Here is a 14,695-nt window from a genome sequence, read left to right as displayed (position 1 = left end):
ACCCGTCCCGCATGTCGAATACGATCTCGGCATCACAGCGATTCGCAGGCTGTATCGCTGCACGCCAGGAGGTACGGAGTGCTGACGGAACGGCATCTGGAAATCTTCGTCGCGCTGGCCGAGGAGGAGCACTTCGGAACCGCCGCACAGCGGGTGGGCATCACCCAGCCACCCCTGTCGCAGGGCCTGCGCCGACTGGAGGCGCTGCTCGGGGTGCGCCTCTTCGACCGCGAGCGCGGAGTGTCCCTCACCGAGGAGGGCACCCTGCTGCTGCCGCACGCCCGCAGGGCGCTGACCGCGCTCAGGGAACTCCGCGAGACCGGCGCCCGCGAACACGCCGACGGCCGGCGCCTGCGCCTCGGGCTCGCCCCCGAAGTACCGGCGTCCGTCGCGGCCGGCGTGGCGGCGGCGCCGGTCAGGGCCGGTGAGCGGGCCCGGATCGGGATGGTGACGGCGTCCACCGCCGCGCTGATCGGTGACGTCGCCGCCGGCCGGCTCGACATCGCCGTGATCCGCCATCCCTCGGTGCTGCACGGGCTGGCCGCCGGGCGCGTGATCCTGCTGCCGACCTGGCTCCTCGCCCCGGCCGGCCGCGCCGATGCCGGTGGCAGGCCCGCGTCGCGCCTGCCCGTCGCCGTGCGGCCGCGTGCCGAGGCCCCGGCGGCCCACGACCTGTTCGTCGACACCCTGGCGAGCCGCGGCCGCCGGGTGGAGACCGTGGTGGTCTCCGACGAGCGCGCCGGCCTCGCCCTGGTCGCCGCCGGGCAGGCCGTGCTGGTGACGGCGGACGAGACACTGACGGCCACCGGCGTCGAGCGGCGGGAGGCGGCGGATCCACCCCTTCCGCTGCGCCTGCGCGTGGCCTGGGATCCGAGACGGCCGGGCGCGGAGAAGACGGCGGAGACGGCACGGCTCCTTGAGGACGCCCTGGCCCGGAAGGTGACACCGTGAGCGGGCGGAGGCCGGGCAGTGGTGTGGAGCGGGACATCCGCGGCATGTTCGACGACGCGGGCGTGCGCGGCTGGCTGCACGTGGCGGAACTGCGCCGCCCGTCGGCCCGGGTGACCATCGACCCCGGTGAACGACTGCCGATCGGCTCGGTCTACAAGGTGCCGCTGATGGCCGCCTTCTGCCGGCTCGCGGACACCGGGCTGATCGACCCGCGCCGCAGGCTGACCCTGGAGCCCGACGAGCGCGTGCCGGGCCCGACCGGCATCTCCGTCCTGAGCGACCCCGTCACCATGTCGCTGCGCGACCTGGTGGTGCTGATGATGACCATCTCCGACAACGCCGCCGCCGACGCCGTGCTCAGGGCGGTCGGCCCGGACGCGGTCGACGCCCTCTGCCGCGACCTGGACATGCCCGACACCCACATCCACGCGGGCGTGGTCAGCAACTTCAGCCGGCTGGTCGCCGAGACGGGCGCCCGCTCGCTGGACGCGGCCCTTGCACACGTGGCGGACAACGACACGGTCGTGCCCCCGGGCGTCTACGACCCGGCGCTCAAGGCGTCCAGCACTGCGGCGGACATGGCACGGCTCCTGCGGGCCATCTGGACCGGGGAGGCCGCATCCGACGAACGCTGCGCGTTCATGCGTGACGTGATGCGCAGGCAGGCGTGGGCACACCGGCTCGCCTCCGGGTTCCCCTACGACGACGTCACCGTCTACGGCAAGACGGGCACCTTCGGCTCCCTGCGCCACGAGGCGGGCGTCGTCGAACTCGCCGACGGCAGCACCTACACGGCTGTGGTCTTCACCCAGGCCGCCCGCTCCGACGCCAAGCTGCCGCGCGCCGACGCGGTGATCGGTGCGGCGGCCCGGGTCGCCGTGGAGGAACTCCGGGGGCGCCAGGACACCTGAGGAACCGCCCTCTGGAACCACCGCGAAGGGTTCTCCCTCAGGCAATGCCCCCCCTGCGCGCCACACGGCTGCGGGTGCGGCACGGGCACCAGCGAGCGGCGCCCACGGGGAAGCCCCGCCGTGGACGCCTGCTGCGGGAGAGGCGGTACTCACGTGGCCGCCTGCCGAGGGGAGGGTACGGGCGCCGAAGCGCTGTCCCGCCGAGGCTGGAAGCGGCGGGAGGGCCGCACTCGCCCATCGGTGCACGGGGGCTTGCCCCGGAGCGAACGCCGGTGCGTCCGCGGCGCCGTCCGCCCTCACCCGCGGTACGTCTCCAGGAGGCGCAGCCACACCTCGCTGATCGTCGGGTAGGCGGGGACCGCGTGCCAGAGGCGGTCCAAGGGGATCTCGCCCGCGACCGCCATGGTCGCCGAGTGGATGAGTTCGCCGACGCCGGGACCGACGAAGGTGACGCCGAGGACGATCTCGCGGTCCAGGTCGACGATCATGCGGGCCCTGCCGCGGTAGCCGTCGGCGTACAGCCCCGCGCCCGCGACGCCCGACATGTCGTAGTCGACGGCGCGGACCCGGTGCCCGGCGGCCTCCGCCTCCGCGAGGGTCAGGCCCGCCGAGGCCGCCTCGGGGTCGGTGAAGACCACCTGCGGGACGGCGGCGTGGTCGGCGGTGGCGGAGTGGGCGCCCCAGCGGTCGGTCTCCAGGAGGGGCACGCCCTGGGCGCGCGCGGCGATGGCGGCGCCCGCGATGCGGGCCTGGTACTTGCCCTGGTGGGTGAGGAGCGCGCGGTGGTTCGCGTCGCCCACCGCGTACAGCCAGTCGCTGCCGTCCACGCGCAGGCTCTCGTCGACCGGCAGCCACGAGCCGGGCTCCAGGCCGACCGTCTCCAGGCCGATGTCGTCGGTGCGGGGGGCGCGGCCCGTGGCGAAGAGGATCTCGTCGGCCCGGAGGGACGAGCCGTCGTCCAGGGTCGCCGTGACGGTGCCGTCCTCGCGCTTGACGGCGGTGACCGAGACGCCGAGCCGGACCTCGGCGCCCGCCTCGGTCAGGGCCTCCTGGACCAGCTCGCCCGCGAACGGCTCCATGCGGGGCAGCAGGCCGCCGCCGCGTACCAGCACCGTCACGTCGGAGCCGAGCGCCTGCCAGGCGGTGGCCATCTCCACGGCGACGACGCCGCCCCCGACGACCAGGAGGCGGCCCGGCACGTGTTCCGCAGCGGTCGCCTCGCGGCTGGTCCACGGCTTGACGTCGGCGATGCCCGGCAGGTCGGGCAGGGCGGCGCGGGTGCCGGTGCAGACGGCCACCGCGTGGCGGGCCTCGATCCGGTGCTCGGTGCCGTCCGTTCCGGTGACCGTGACCTTGCGGGGGCCCGTGAGGCGGCCGTGGCCGCGGTACAGGGTGACGCCGATGCCCTCCAGCCAGCCGACCTGGCCGTCGTCCTTCCAGTGCGAGGTGTAGTCGTCGCGGTGCGCGAGGACCGCGGCCGCGTCCAGCGGGCCCTGGACGGACTGGCGCAGCCCGGGGACGCGGCGGGCGTCCGCGCGGGCGATGACGGGACGGAGCAGCGCCTTGCTGGGCATGCACGCCCAATAGGAGCACTCGCCTCCGACGAGTTCGCTCTCCACGATCGCGGCGCTGAGCCCCGCCGCGCGGGCCCGGTCCGCCACGTTCTCCCCCACGGGACCGGCTCCGATGACTACTACGTCGTATGTCTTGGCATCCTTCATATCCGTCATGGGGACAGTCTGTCGGCAGGTGTGCGCCGGGGCCACATGGGTAAGCGCGCGGGACACGCCCGTGCACGCAGGGAACACTTCCGTGCGCGTGACGGGCGGAATACGTACGTACCATCGGCCGTTGTCGACAGCGGCCATGCCCCACATCAGGAAGCAGGGACACCATGAGCAACGCGACACTGGAGCTCACCAAGGAGAACTTCGACCAGACGGTCACGGACAACGAGTTCGTTCTGATCGACTTCTGGGCTTCGTGGTGCGGTCCTTGCAAGCAGTTCGCCCCGGTCTACGAGAAGGCCGCCGAGGCCAACCCCGACCTGGTCTTCGCCAAGGTCGACACGGAGGCGCAGCCGGAGCTGGCCGCCGCCTTCAACATCCAGTCGATCCCGACGCTGATGATCGTCCGTGATCAGGTCGCGGTCTTCGCCCAGCCGGGCGCGCTGCCCGAGGCGGCGCTCACGGATGTCATCGGCCAGGCCAGGAACCTGGACATGGACGAGGTCCGCCGGCAGGTCGCCGAGGAGCAGGCCAAGCAGCAGGAGCAGGGAGAGGGCCCGGGTCAGGGACAGAGCCAGGGCGAGGGCCAGTAGGGAGGAAGGTGCCGGCCGGTCCTCCCCCGACCGGCCGGGCCGACTAGCTGGACTCGCGGTGCACGATGTCCGCCGCGAGCACGTCGTGCACCTCGGGTCCGGCGCCCGGGTCGCGCACCACGCGGTCGACGAGTTCCGCGAGGCCGCGCCCCGAGGGCAGCTCGATGCGGACGGTGCTGAGCCGGGGCCTCAGCAGTCTGCCGAGCATCAGGTCGTCGGAGCCGATGACGGCCGCCTCCTCGGGGATGGCGATGCCTTCGTCCTGGAGTGCCCGCATCACGAGCATCGCGTACTCGTCGTTGTACGCGAAGACGGCATCGAGGCCCAGGGAGCGCCAGCGGGCCGCGAGCGCGGCGGCGGACTCCTCCGTGTGGGCGAGGGGCAGTTCCGTGACCGAGGCGCCGGTGATGTGCGCGGTCTCGACCGCCCGGTGCAGCCCTTCGACGCGGGGGCGCGAGAAGATCTCCAGGCCGGGCTCGGTGGGAACGATCGCGCCGATCCGGCGCCGCCCGCGAGCCAGCAGGTGCAGGGCCGCGGCCTCCCCCACCCGGCGTCCGTCCATGAGGAGCGCGTGCGCGCCCTCGACGCGCTGCGGTCCGAGGGTGAAGACGGCCTTGGCGCCGGACCGCTTCAGGACCGTCACGCCGCGCGGTCCGAGCGCGGAGGCGTCGGGCGCGAGGACGGCCACCGGGCGCAGCTCCGCCCAGGCGCGGGCGGCGTCCTCGCCCGTCATGCCGAGGCTCGCGTACTGCACGACGGTGTAGTCGAGACGGCTGAGTGCCCACTGGAGTTCGTTGAAGAACCTGCCGAAGAGCGGGCCCATCGGGATCTCCGAGGTGGGCATGAGGACCATGCGGCTGTGTCCGGCGCGCAGGCTGCGGGCGGCGGCGTGCGGCACGTATCCGAGTTCTCTGGCGGCGTCGTGGACGCGGCGGCGCGTGGGCTCGCTGATGCGCACGGCGCTGGCGTTGTTGAGGACGTAGCTGACGGTCGCGCGCGAGACTCCCGCCAGGCGTGCGACGTCGGCGCTCGTCGGCACGGAGCGCTGTGCGGGCTGCTGGTTCGGTATCTGCACCATGACATCGGCATCCTCGCAGACGGCGGCGGAACGGGCGCGGGCGGGCGGGTGCCCGGGTCCCGCGCGGAGGTCGGCGTGAAGTCCCTTGGCGGCGTTCCGTGTTGGGCCGCTCGCCGGTTACCGTGCGGTCACCCGTCGCCGACCGAAGGTGCCCCCACATGACTGCCGACCGTGACCGTGCCGATGGGCTGGCGCGCACCGCCCGCGCGCTGGCCGAGGGAGAGGTGTCCTCGCGTGCGCTGACCGAGCGGACGCTGGCCAGGATCGAGGCGGCGCAGCCCTCGCTGAACGCCTTCAGGCGGGTGCGGGCCGAGGCGGCGCTCGCGGAGGCGGACGCGGCCGACCGGGAGCTGGCGGCGGGCGGGCCGTTCGCGGACCGGCCGTTGCTCGGCGTGCCGCTCGCGGTCAAGGACGACATGGACGTGGCGGGCGAGCCGACCGCGTTCGGGTGCAGGGGCGACTTCCCGCCGAAGTCCAAGGACTGCGAGGCGGTGCGGCGGCTGCGGGCGTCCGGTGCAGTGATCGTCGGCAAGACCAACACGTGTGAGCTGGGGCAGTGGCCCTTCACGGAGGGGCCCGGCTTCGGCGACACGCGCAATCCTTGGCACACCGGGCATACGCCGGGCGGTTCGTCGGGCGGCTCGGCGGCCGCGGTCGCCGCGGGCCTGGTCCCGGCCGCGCTCGGCTCGGACGGCGCGGGCTCGGTGCGCATACCGGCCGCCTGGACGCATCTGGTGGGCATCAAGCCGCAGCGCGGGCGGATATCGACGTGGCCGTGGCCCGAGGCGTTCCAGGGCATCACCGTCAACGGCCCGCTCGCCAGGACCGTCGCCGACGCCGCGCTGCTGCTGGACGCGGCGAGCGGTAACCACCCGGGCGATCCGCACCGGCCGCCCGCCGTGCGGGCCGCCGAGGCCGCGACGCGCGAGCCGGGGCGGCTGCGGATCGCGCTGTCCCTGCGCATGCCGTTCACGGCGACGCCCAAGCGGCTGGACCCGGCGGTGCGGCAGCGGGTCGTCGCGCTGGCCGACCGGCTCGCCGCGCTCGGGCACGACGTGGAGGAGGCGGATCCGGACTACGGGCAGATCGGCCTGGCGTTCGTGCCGCGCGCCACGGCGGGCATCGCCGAGTGGACGCGGCACGTCCCCGACGTCGCGCTCCTGGACCGGCGTACGCGTGAATCGGCCCGGCTGGGGCGGCTGTTGGGCGGCGCGCCGCTGCGGCTCGCGCGCCGCGCCGAGGCCGTGCTGCACCGTCGGGTGGGCGCGGTCTTCACGGCGTACGACGTGGTGATCACGCCGACCACCGCCGCTCCCCCGCCCGGGATCGGCACGCTTGCCGCCCTCAGCGGCTGGCGCACCGACCGGGCGATGATCGCCGCCTGCCCCTACGCGTGGCCGTGGAACGTCCTCGGCTGGCCGGGCGTCAACGTCCCCGCAGGGCATGTGGCGGGCGGTCTCCCGGTCGGCGCCCAGCTACTGGGGCCCGAGGGCAGCGAGCCGCTGCTGGTGTCCCTGGCCGCGCAGTTGGAGGCGGACCAGCGGTGGTACGAGCGGTGGCCGGCGCCGGTCCCGGACGCGGCACCGGCGCCTTAGCAGCGGGGGCGCGCGCCTGCTCGGTCGGGTCGCGTGGGCCGTCTCGGCGGGCCTTGCGCGACGCACGCCGCACCACCACGTGACGCTGACGCTCCATCACCACCAGGCGACCCACGCCCCGTCACCACCGGCCGCACCGCCGCGCTGTCACGTATCGGTCACCACGCCGTCCGCCACTGTTCATGGGCCGCCGGGCAACGCCGTTCTCGGTCCTCCTGTCTAACCGGGTGACCAGAAGCACCACCGCACACACCCTGAGGGGTCACTTCCGCATGCGCGTTCACCGGACCATCGCGGCCACCGCCACTCTCGCCCTCGCCCTCGGCACGGCCTGCTTAACGGCGTCGACCGTCCAGGCCGCCCCGTCCGCCGCCGAGGCCACGGCCTCCGTCGTCCTCGCGGACGGCGAGCTCTGGTACAAGGCGGCGCCGGGCCAGCAGAACCAGGTGACGGTCGACGAGAAGATCGATCACCGCGGCGAGCACGAGTCCTACTACGTCCTCACCTTCCACGACCGGTACGACATCGCCATCTCCGCCGACGCGGCGGAGTGGGACGAGTGCGCGTACCCCGAGGAGGGCGACCGCACCGTCGTGCGGTGCGCGGTCAAGATCCCGGAGAACTCGGACGACTCCGACAGCTACGACATCGACCTCGGCGACCTGGACGACACCGCGACCCTAGCGCCGGACAGCCAGGCCTGGGCCGGGATCTACGGCGGCAGCGGCAACGACGTCATCAAGGCGTCGGAGTCCGCGCTCCTGCACGGCGGTGACGGCGACGACCGTCTCGACGGCGGCGGCGGACCGTTCGGCTTCGGCCCGTGGGGCGACGCCGGGAACGACACCCTGACCCGTTGCAGCCAGGACTGCTTCGGCGGCCCCGGCAACGACTCCCTGACCGGCACGGGCGAGGAGAACACCCTGCACGGCGAGGACGGCAGCGACGTCCTGTACGGCAGGGGTGGCGCCGACGTCCTCTACGGCGGCAAGGGCAACGACAAGCTGTACGGCGAGGCGGGCGACGACACGCTGTGGGGGAACAGCGGCGACGACGTCCTGTGGGGCGGCACGGGAACCGACAAGCTCTCCGGCGGTCCGGGCCGCAACGAACTCCACCAGGACTGAACGGCCCCCTGAACCGCACCGGGGAGCGGACAGCTTCCCTGAACCGGGGCAGCGGCCGCGCACGGACCGCGGGCCGCCCCTCGACCCGGGCCTCCGGGCCGGGGGTGGCCCGAGGTGCCGTCAGGTCCCGGGCGTCGCCAGCGTGCGCCACAGCTCCGGGTCCTCGAAGCCGAGCGCCCACAGCACCGTCCTGTCCACGCCGTGCTTGCGCAGGACGGGCAGGTGCGCGGCGGTGCCGCGCGCGTCCTGGTACCAGACCTCGCGGGTCGTGCCGCCCTCCTTGTACGTGAAGTGGGGTGTACCGGAGGCGGGGTCGATGCGGTAGGGCGCGCCCACCTTGCGGCGCAGCGCTTCCGCGCTCCTGGACGTGACGTGGCGGGCGCGGCCGGGCTTGCCGACGGCCCAGTCCCAGCCGTAGGCGGGCAGCCCCATCTCCAGTTTGGCGCGCGGCACTTCGGCGGTGGCGCGGGTCAGGATGTCGTCGTACCAGGCGGGGGTGGAGAGCGGGCCCGGCCGGCCCTCGGCCCAGTGCAGGTTGTAGGCCATGATGCGCAGCCGGTCGGCGGCGGCGCCGAGGCGTGTGTAGTCCCAGACGCGGCCGGTGCCCGCGGTCTTCGGGGAGACGGTGATGACGCATTCCTTGCGCAGGGCGCGCAGTGCGCGGCAGAGGTCGGTGACCATCGTGGCGTAGCCGTCACGGACCTTCTCGTAGTCGGCGTCGCCGGTCGGCGCGATGGTCTCGTAGTCGAGGTCGAGGCCGTCGTAGTCACGGCCGTCCATGAGGGCGAGCAGGTTCTTGACGTGGCCGGCGCGGCGGTCGGGGTCGGTCACCAGGGCGGCCAGGGCGCCGCGCGGCATCTTCTCCATGACGGTCGGCACGACCTTGATGCCCGCCCCGTGCAGCCCGTCGACGACGCGCTGCTCCTCGGCGCTGAAGTGTTTGCCGACGGATCCGTCCGCCTTCGCCTCGTACCAGAAGGGGCTGACGGTGTGCAGTTGGCCGGCGTGGCGAAGGGCGGTCTCGTACGCGTTGTCCTGGTCCCAGTACGGGAGCCAGGCGGAGGCGGTGCGGGACGGCGGGGCGGCGGCGGGCGGCGGGGCCGGGTCGGAGGCGGCCGGGAGCGGGGCGAGCGCCGAGGCCGCGGTGAGGGCGGCGAGAGCGGTCAGGGCACGGGTTCTGCGCGGGAGTCGAAACACCATGGACCGAGCCTGCGGGCCGTGGGGGAAGCCCGCTCCGCGGATTGGGCCGGACAGGTTCCACGGTGACCCTTCCGTTCTACGGTGGCCCTTTCGACTGCCTTCATCGGTGATCGGCGAACGCCCGCTCGAAGGCCCCGCGCGTCACCGCGCCCCTGGTGCGGTCGAGCACCCCGAACACGACGTGGTCGAACCGCCCCGCGAACCGGCCGCCTTCGCCGAGCAGCGTCCGGAAGGCGCCCGCGACGTGCGCGGGGTCGTTCATGAACACGCCGCAGCCCCACGCGCCGAGGACCAGGCGGCGGTAGCCGCACGCGAGCGCCGTCTCCAGGACGCGGGCGGCGCGCCCCGCCACGGCGTGCGGGATGTCGGCGGCGCGCTCGGGGGCGCTGCGGCGGATCACCCCGGCGTTCGGCGCCGCCGAGGTGAGGAAGCCGACGAGGTAGGGCGACTCCAGCAGCTGTCCGCGGTCGTCGCGGAAGACGGGGACCGAGGGCGAGTGGATCACGCGGTCGGTGTAGAAGGGGTCGCGGTGGGCCCGGTGGTGGTCGTAGAAGGCGCGCGCCTCAAGCAGGCAGGTGTGGAGCGCGGAGGCTCGGCAGAGCGCTTCCTCCTGTGCCTGCGCGCCGTTCAGATAGCCGCCGCCGGGGTTGCGCGCGGACGAGAAGTTGAGGACGGCGAGGGGTGAGCGGCCCGCCGTGGTCCCCGCGTCAGCGGTGAGTCTGCGCGCCGCTTCCAGGCTGCTCTCGCCGGTGACCTCGAAGACGGTCGGGACGGGCTCGCGCCGGGGCGTGCCTGCGTCCACCGGCTCCGGACCGAACATGCGGGTGCCTGCACGGGCCGCCGTCACCGAGTCGCCGATGACCGCCTTCCGGCCGCCCGGCGTGGTGTACGCGCCCGCCGCGACGATCTGCTCCGTCTCCTGCGCCACCGCGCGCAGCCGGGCGCTCATGCCCGCTCCCCCGTGTCGTTCATGAACGCATGGTGAGCCGGGCGTGTCGGTCGGCGCAACAGAAATTCCTGGTGCGGGAACGGCCGCAAGGGCACTCTTGTGCGATCGGCCTTGAGGGTTTTGGGTGTGACGAGCACCCCTGACTGGAAGGATTCCCGCATGCCTGAAGGAGACTGTACGAAGCACCGCCCCCCGCCGCGCACGGAGGCACCGGACCCGGTGACCGAGGCGGAAGTGGAGGCCCTGGTCCGCGGCATCTGCTTCAAGACGGGGCCGCCTCGCACCACCGGTGTCGAACTGGAGTGGCTCGTCCACGAACCTGGACTGGCCCATGTGCCCGTCCCTACCGCCCGCCTCGAAGCGGCCTACGCCGCACTGCGGGCCCTGCCCCTGCACGCGTCACTCACCGTCGAACCCGGTGGCCAGCTGGAGCTCAGCTCGCTGCCCGCCGCTTCCCTGACGGAGTGCGTCTCGGCCATGCGGGCCGATCTCGGCCTCGTCCGCGACGCGTTACGCTCCCACCGCCTCACCCTCAGCGGCATCGGCGCCGACCCGTGGCGGCCCCCGGCACGGATCCTGCGCGAGCCCCGCTACGACGCCCTGGAGTCCAGCCTCGACCGCGGCGGCCCCGCCGGGCGCCGCATGATGTGCTCGACGGCGTCCGTGCAGATCTGTCTGGACGCCGGGTACGAGGAGCCGGGCCCGCTCGGTTACGCGCGCCGCTGGCGCCTCGCGCATCTGCTCGGGCCCGTCCTGGTCGCCGCGTTCGCCAACTCGCCGCTCCAGGACGGCCGTGCCACCGGCTGGCGGTCCACCCGGCAGGCCGTGTGGGCGGGCATCGAACCCGGCAGATCCGGCGCCCCGCCGCTCGACGGGGAGCCGCGCGAGGCCTGGACACGGCACGCCCTCGACGCACCGGTCATGTGCGTCAAGGGAGCACCCGGCGACGGGCCTTGGCGTGTCCCGGAAGGGCTCACCTTCCGCGCCTGGACCCGCTCGGGCCTGCCGCGGCCGCCCACGCGTGACGACGTCGACTACCACCTGACCACGCTGTTCCCGCCGGTGCGTCCGCGCGGCCACCTGGAGCTGCGCATGGTGGACGCCCAGCCGGGCGACGACGGCTGGGTCGTACCGCTCGCCGTGACGAGCGCGCTGTTCGACGACCCGGAGGCGGCCGAGACCGCCTACCGCGCCGTCAAGCCGCTGGCCGAGCGCGACGGGCCGCCGGGCTCGCCTGCCGCGCCGCACAGCCCGCTGTGGCTGGACGCGGCGCGCCACGGCCTCGCCGACGCCGAGCTGCGCGAGGCCGCCGCCGTCTGCTTCGCCGCCGCCGCCGACGCGCTGCCCCGGATGGGCGCGGACGCCTCGACGCGGGACGCCGTCGCCACGTACGCCGACCGGTACGTCGCACGGGGCCGCTGCCCCGCCGACGACCTCCTGGACGGTCTCGGCGACGCCCATCGACACCATGACGCCTCGGGGAAGGACGCCCGACGATGAACAGCTCCACCACGGATGCGGCGGCCCTGCGCGAGCGCGCGCTCGCCGCGCTCCTGGCCGCCCGCGACCGCACCACCCTCCTCACCTCCTGTGTCGAGGACAGTGAACTGACCGCGCAGCACTCGCCGTTGATGTCACCGCTGGTCTGGGACCTCGCACACATAGGCAACCAGGAGGAGCAGTGGCTGCTGCGCGCGGTCGCGGGCCGCGACGCCATGCGGCCCGAGATCGACTCGCTCTACGACGCCTTCGAGCACCCCCGAGCCGAGCGGCCGAGCCTGCCGCTGCTCACGCCCGCCGAGGCCAGGGGGTACGCGGCCGAGGTGCGGGGCCGGGCGCTCGACGTACTGGAGAAGACGCCGCTGCACGGCACTCCGCTCACCGACGCGGGCTTCGCGTTCGGGATGATCGCGCAGCACGAGCAGCAGCACGACGAGACGATGCTCATCACGCACCAGCTGCGCTCGGGGCCCACCGCGCTCACCGCGCCGGACCCGGAGCCTGGGCCGCCCTTCACCGGGCCGAGCGAAGTCCTGGTCCCCGGCGGCCCGTTCACCATGGGCACCTCCACCGAGCCCTGGGCCCTGGACAACGAACGCCCGGCGCACCGCCGCCTGGTCCCGCCGTTCTTCATCGACACCACACCGGTGACGAACGCCGCGTACCAGCGTTTCATCGACGACGGCGGCTATGAGGAGATCCGCTGGTGGTCACCGGCGGGCTGGGCGATGGTGCGTCGGAACGGGCTGCGCGCTCCGCTGTTCTGGCGCCGCGAGGGAGGGCAGTGGCTGCGGCGTCACTTCGGGACGGTGGAGCCGGTGCCCGCCGACGAGCCGGTGCTGCACGTGAGCTGGTACGAGGCCGACGCGTACGCGCGCTGGGCGGGCCGGCGTCTGCCCAGCGAGGAGGAGTGGGAGAAGGCCGCCCGGCACGACCCGGTCACCGACCGCTCCCTGCGCTACCCGTGGGGCGACGCGGACCCCACCCCGGAACACGCGAACCTCGGACAGCGGCATCTGCGCCCCGCCCCGGCGGGCAGCTACCCGGCAGGCGAATCCCCGTACGGCATACGCCAATTGATCGGCGACGTATGGGAGTGGACGTCCAGCGACTTCCTGCCCTACCCGGGCTTCGCCGCCTTCCCCTACCGCGAGTACTCGGACGTGTTCTTCGGCGGCGACCACAAGGTGCTGCGCGGCGGGGCGTTCTCCGTGGACGCGGTGGCCTGCCGGGGCACGTTCCGCAACTGGGACCACCCGGTGCGGCGGCAGATCTTCTCCGGGTTCCGCACGGCGCGGGACGCGGCGCCGACCGAAGCCCCCGAACCCGAGGTGTCCTGATGTGCCGTCACGTCGCCTTCCTCGGCCCGCCGGTGCCGCTGGGAAGCCTCCTCGTCGAGCCCGCGCACGGCCTGTACCGCCAGTCGTGGGCGCCCCGCCGGCAGCGGTACGGCACGGTCAACGCCGACGGTTTCGGGGTGGGCTGGTACGCGGAAGGCGACCCGGCGCCCGCCCGCTACCGGCGCACCGGGCCGATCTGGGCCGACCAGTCCTTCGCCGACCTCGCCCGGGTGGTGCGCTCCGGAGCACTGCTCGCGGCGGTGCGCGACGCCACGCTGGCGGGCGCGGACGGCGAGGCCGCGGCCGCGCCCTTCGCCGCCGGGTCCTGGCTGTTCAGCCACAACGGCGCGGTGGCGGGCTGGCCCGGCTCGCTCGCCGCCCTGGCCGGGGGCCTGCCCTCCGCCGAGCTGCTGTCGATGGAGGCGCGCTGCGACTCCGCGCTGGTGTGGGCGCTCGTCCTGCACCGGCTGCGGCGGGGCGACGAGGCGGGGCAGGCCCTGGCCGACACCGTCCTGGACGTCGCGGCAGCCGCCCCCGGATCGCGCCTCAATCTCCTGATGACCGACGGCGACACGATCACCGCGACCGCCTGGGGCGACACCCTCTGGTACCTCGCGGAGCCCGGCCGCCGCACCGTGGTCGCCTCCGAGCCCTACGACGACGACCCGCACTGGCGTGAGGTGCCCGACCGCACCCTGCTCGCCGCAAGCCGCACCGACGTACTGCTGACCCCGCTCAAGGAGCCACCCGCGTGAGCCCGTTCCTGCTGACCCGCACCCTGCCCGAGGACGCCACCGGAGCCGCGCTGCGGGCCGACGTCCTGCACGGCCTGTCCCGCACCCCGAAGACGCTTCCGCCCAAGTGGTTCTACGACGCCCGTGGCAGCGCCCTCTTCGAGGAGATCACCACCCTGCCCGAGTACTACCCGACCCGCGCGGAGCGGGAGATCCTGATCGCCCGCTCCGCCGAGATCGCGGGGGCCACCGGCGTACGCACCCTGATCGAGCTGGGCTCGGGCTCCTCGGAGAAGACCCGCCACCTGATCGACGCGATGCCGTCCCTGCACACGTACGTCCCCGTGGACGTGAGCGAGAGCGCGCTGACCGGCGCGGCGAACGCCCTGCTCGCGCAGCGGCCGCGGCTCGACGTGCACGCCCTGATCGCCGACTTCACCCGTGGCCTCGCGCTGCCGGCCACGCCGGGGCCGCGCCTCGTCGCGTTCCTCGGCGGCACGATCGGCAACCTCCTGCCCGCCGAACGCGCGGCGTTCCTCACGTCGGTGCGGGGGCTTCTCTCCCCCGGTGACACGCTGCTCCTCGGCACGGACCTGGTGAAGGACGAGTCGGTGCTGGTCGCGGCGTACGACGACGCGGCGGGCGTCACGGCCTCGTTCAACAAGAACGTCCTGTCGGTGATGAACCGCGAACTGGAGGCGGACTTCGACCCTGACGCCTTCGACCACGTCGCCGTCTGGGACCGCGAGCACGAGTGGATCGAAATGCGGCTGCGCTCCACGGCCGCGCAGACGGTGAAGATCCCCGCGCTCGGCCTGGCCGTCGACTTCGCGGCCGGCGAGGAGATGCGCACGGAGGTCTCGGCGAAGTTCAGGAAGGAGAGCGTGCGCACGGAACTGGCCGGGGCGGGGCTCGGTCTGACGCACTGGTGGACGGATGAGCGCGGCCGGTTCGCGCTGTCGTTGAGCTCGCCGGTGTAGGGGCGGGGAT

General features: G+C 73.9%; 13 protein-coding genes. 9 read left to right on the top strand and 4 right to left on the bottom strand.

Features of this window, described 5'->3' with window-relative positions; genetic code table 11:
* Positions 1 to 78 precede the first annotated feature (78 nt).
* Together KKZ08_RS35980 and KKZ08_RS35975 are read left to right on the top strand one after the other, a co-directional pair.
* A complete protein-coding gene (locus KKZ08_RS35980) occupies positions 79 to 951 on the top strand; it encodes a LysR family transcriptional regulator (protein ID WP_223778429.1) in 873 nt (290 codons plus the stop codon).
* Complete coding sequence (locus KKZ08_RS35975) at positions 948 to 1,862, top strand: serine hydrolase (RefSeq protein WP_223778428.1); 915 nt, start codon at positions 948 to 950, stop codon at positions 1,860 to 1,862. The genes KKZ08_RS35980 and KKZ08_RS35975 overlap by 4 nt, the downstream gene beginning before the upstream one ends.
* 296 nt (positions 1,863 to 2,158) lie before the next feature.
* Here KKZ08_RS35975 and KKZ08_RS35970 read toward each other — a convergent pair whose 3' ends face one another.
* Complete coding sequence (locus tag KKZ08_RS35970) at positions 2,159 to 3,592, bottom strand: NAD(P)/FAD-dependent oxidoreductase (protein WP_223778427.1); 1,434 nt, start codon at positions 3,590 to 3,592, stop codon at positions 2,159 to 2,161.
* 164 nt (positions 3,593 to 3,756) lie between these two features.
* Here KKZ08_RS35970 and trxA point away from each other — a divergent pair, with 164 nt between their 5' ends.
* Complete coding sequence (gene trxA / locus KKZ08_RS35965; protein WP_223778426.1) at positions 3,757 to 4,182, top strand: thioredoxin; 426 nt, start codon at positions 3,757 to 3,759, stop codon at positions 4,180 to 4,182.
* Positions 4,183 to 4,225: 43 nt separating this feature from the next.
* Here the strand turns inward: trxA and KKZ08_RS35960 are convergent, their stop codons facing one another.
* Positions 4,226 to 5,260: a LacI family DNA-binding transcriptional regulator gene (locus KKZ08_RS35960; RefSeq protein WP_223778425.1), complete on the bottom strand. Its 1,035-nt coding sequence runs from the start codon at positions 5,258 to 5,260 to the stop codon at positions 4,226 to 4,228.
* 158 nt (positions 5,261 to 5,418) lie between these two features.
* Here KKZ08_RS35960 and KKZ08_RS35955 point away from each other — a divergent pair, with 158 nt between their 5' ends.
* Positions 5,419 to 6,855, top strand: coding sequence for an amidase (locus KKZ08_RS35955; RefSeq protein ID WP_223778424.1), 1,437 nt, complete (start codon positions 5,419 to 5,421; stop codon positions 6,853 to 6,855).
* Between the two features lie 272 nt (positions 6,856 to 7,127).
* The gene (locus tag KKZ08_RS35950; protein ID WP_223778423.1) at positions 7,128 to 7,982 is read left to right on the top strand and encodes a calcium-binding protein; all 855 of its coding nucleotides are present in this window, start codon (positions 7,128 to 7,130) and stop codon (positions 7,980 to 7,982) included.
* A 120-nt stretch (positions 7,983 to 8,102) separates the two neighbouring features.
* On the opposite strand, the gene KKZ08_RS35945 is transcribed toward KKZ08_RS35950, so the two are convergent.
* Positions 8,103 to 9,182, bottom strand: a complete 1,080-nt coding sequence (locus KKZ08_RS35945) for a glycosyl hydrolase family 18 protein (RefSeq protein ID WP_223778422.1) — start codon at positions 9,180 to 9,182, stop codon at positions 8,103 to 8,105.
* A 100-nt stretch (positions 9,183 to 9,282) separates the two neighbouring features.
* Positions 9,283 to 10,131, bottom strand: a complete 849-nt coding sequence (locus tag KKZ08_RS35940; RefSeq protein WP_223778421.1) for a TIGR02452 family protein — start codon at positions 10,129 to 10,131, stop codon at positions 9,283 to 9,285.
* A 159-nt stretch (positions 10,132 to 10,290) separates the two neighbouring features.
* On the opposite strand from KKZ08_RS35940, the gene egtA reads away from it, so the two are divergent.
* Genes egtA through egtD form a run of 4 tightly spaced genes read left to right on the top strand, consistent with a single transcriptional unit; the run spans position 10,291 to position 14,685 of the window.
* Positions 10,291 to 11,631, top strand: a complete 1,341-nt coding sequence (gene egtA, locus KKZ08_RS35935) for an ergothioneine biosynthesis glutamate--cysteine ligase EgtA (RefSeq protein WP_223778420.1) — start codon at positions 10,291 to 10,293, stop codon at positions 11,629 to 11,631.
* The gene (egtB, locus tag KKZ08_RS35930) at positions 11,628 to 12,971 is read left to right on the top strand and encodes an ergothioneine biosynthesis protein EgtB (protein WP_223778419.1); all 1,344 of its coding nucleotides are present in this window, start codon (positions 11,628 to 11,630) and stop codon (positions 12,969 to 12,971) included. The genes egtA and egtB overlap by 4 nt, the downstream gene beginning before the upstream one ends.
* Entirely contained in the window at positions 12,971 to 13,726 is a 756-nt protein-coding gene (egtC, locus tag KKZ08_RS35925) for an ergothioneine biosynthesis protein EgtC (protein WP_223778418.1), read from the top strand. The genes egtB and egtC overlap by 1 nt, the downstream gene beginning before the upstream one ends.
* The gene (gene egtD / locus KKZ08_RS35920) at positions 13,723 to 14,685 is read left to right on the top strand and encodes an L-histidine N(alpha)-methyltransferase (RefSeq protein ID WP_223778417.1); all 963 of its coding nucleotides are present in this window, start codon (positions 13,723 to 13,725) and stop codon (positions 14,683 to 14,685) included. Before egtC ends, egtD begins: the two co-directional genes overlap by 4 nt.
* Positions 14,686 to 14,695: the final 10 nt, after the last annotated feature.

The sequence above is a fragment of the Streptomyces sp. 135 genome, assembly GCF_020026305.1.
Classification (GTDB): Bacteria; Actinomycetota; Actinomycetes; order Streptomycetales; family Streptomycetaceae; genus Streptomyces.
This window is presented reverse-complemented; position numbering and strand designations above follow the sequence as displayed.

What these genes read in the sequence shown, in the direction of transcription:
- KKZ08_RS35970 (WP_223778427.1), bottom strand. Translation starts at nt 3,592, where the DNA reads ATGACGGATATGAAGGATGCCAAGACATACGACGTAGTAGTCATCGGA.
- trxA (WP_223778426.1), top strand. Translation starts at nt 3,757, where the DNA reads ATGAGCAACGCGACACTGGAGCTCACCAAGGAGAACTTCGACCAGACG.
- KKZ08_RS35960 (WP_223778425.1), bottom strand. Translation starts at nt 5,260, where the DNA reads ATGGTGCAGATACCGAACCAGCAGCCCGCACAGCGCTCCGTGCCGACG.
- KKZ08_RS35955 (WP_223778424.1), top strand. Translation starts at nt 5,419, where the DNA reads ATGACTGCCGACCGTGACCGTGCCGATGGGCTGGCGCGCACCGCCCGC.
- KKZ08_RS35950 (WP_223778423.1), top strand. Translation starts at nt 7,128, where the DNA reads ATGCGCGTTCACCGGACCATCGCGGCCACCGCCACTCTCGCCCTCGCC.
- KKZ08_RS35945 (WP_223778422.1), bottom strand. Translation starts at nt 9,182, where the DNA reads ATGGTGTTTCGACTCCCGCGCAGAACCCGTGCCCTGACCGCTCTCGCC.
- KKZ08_RS35940 (WP_223778421.1), bottom strand. Translation starts at nt 10,131, where the DNA reads ATGAGCGCCCGGCTGCGCGCGGTGGCGCAGGAGACGGAGCAGATCGTC.
- egtA (WP_223778420.1), top strand. Translation starts at nt 10,291, where the DNA reads ATGCCTGAAGGAGACTGTACGAAGCACCGCCCCCCGCCGCGCACGGAG.
- egtB (WP_223778419.1), top strand. Translation starts at nt 11,628, where the DNA reads ATGAACAGCTCCACCACGGATGCGGCGGCCCTGCGCGAGCGCGCGCTC.
- egtC (WP_223778418.1), top strand. Translation starts at nt 12,971, where the DNA reads ATGTGCCGTCACGTCGCCTTCCTCGGCCCGCCGGTGCCGCTGGGAAGC.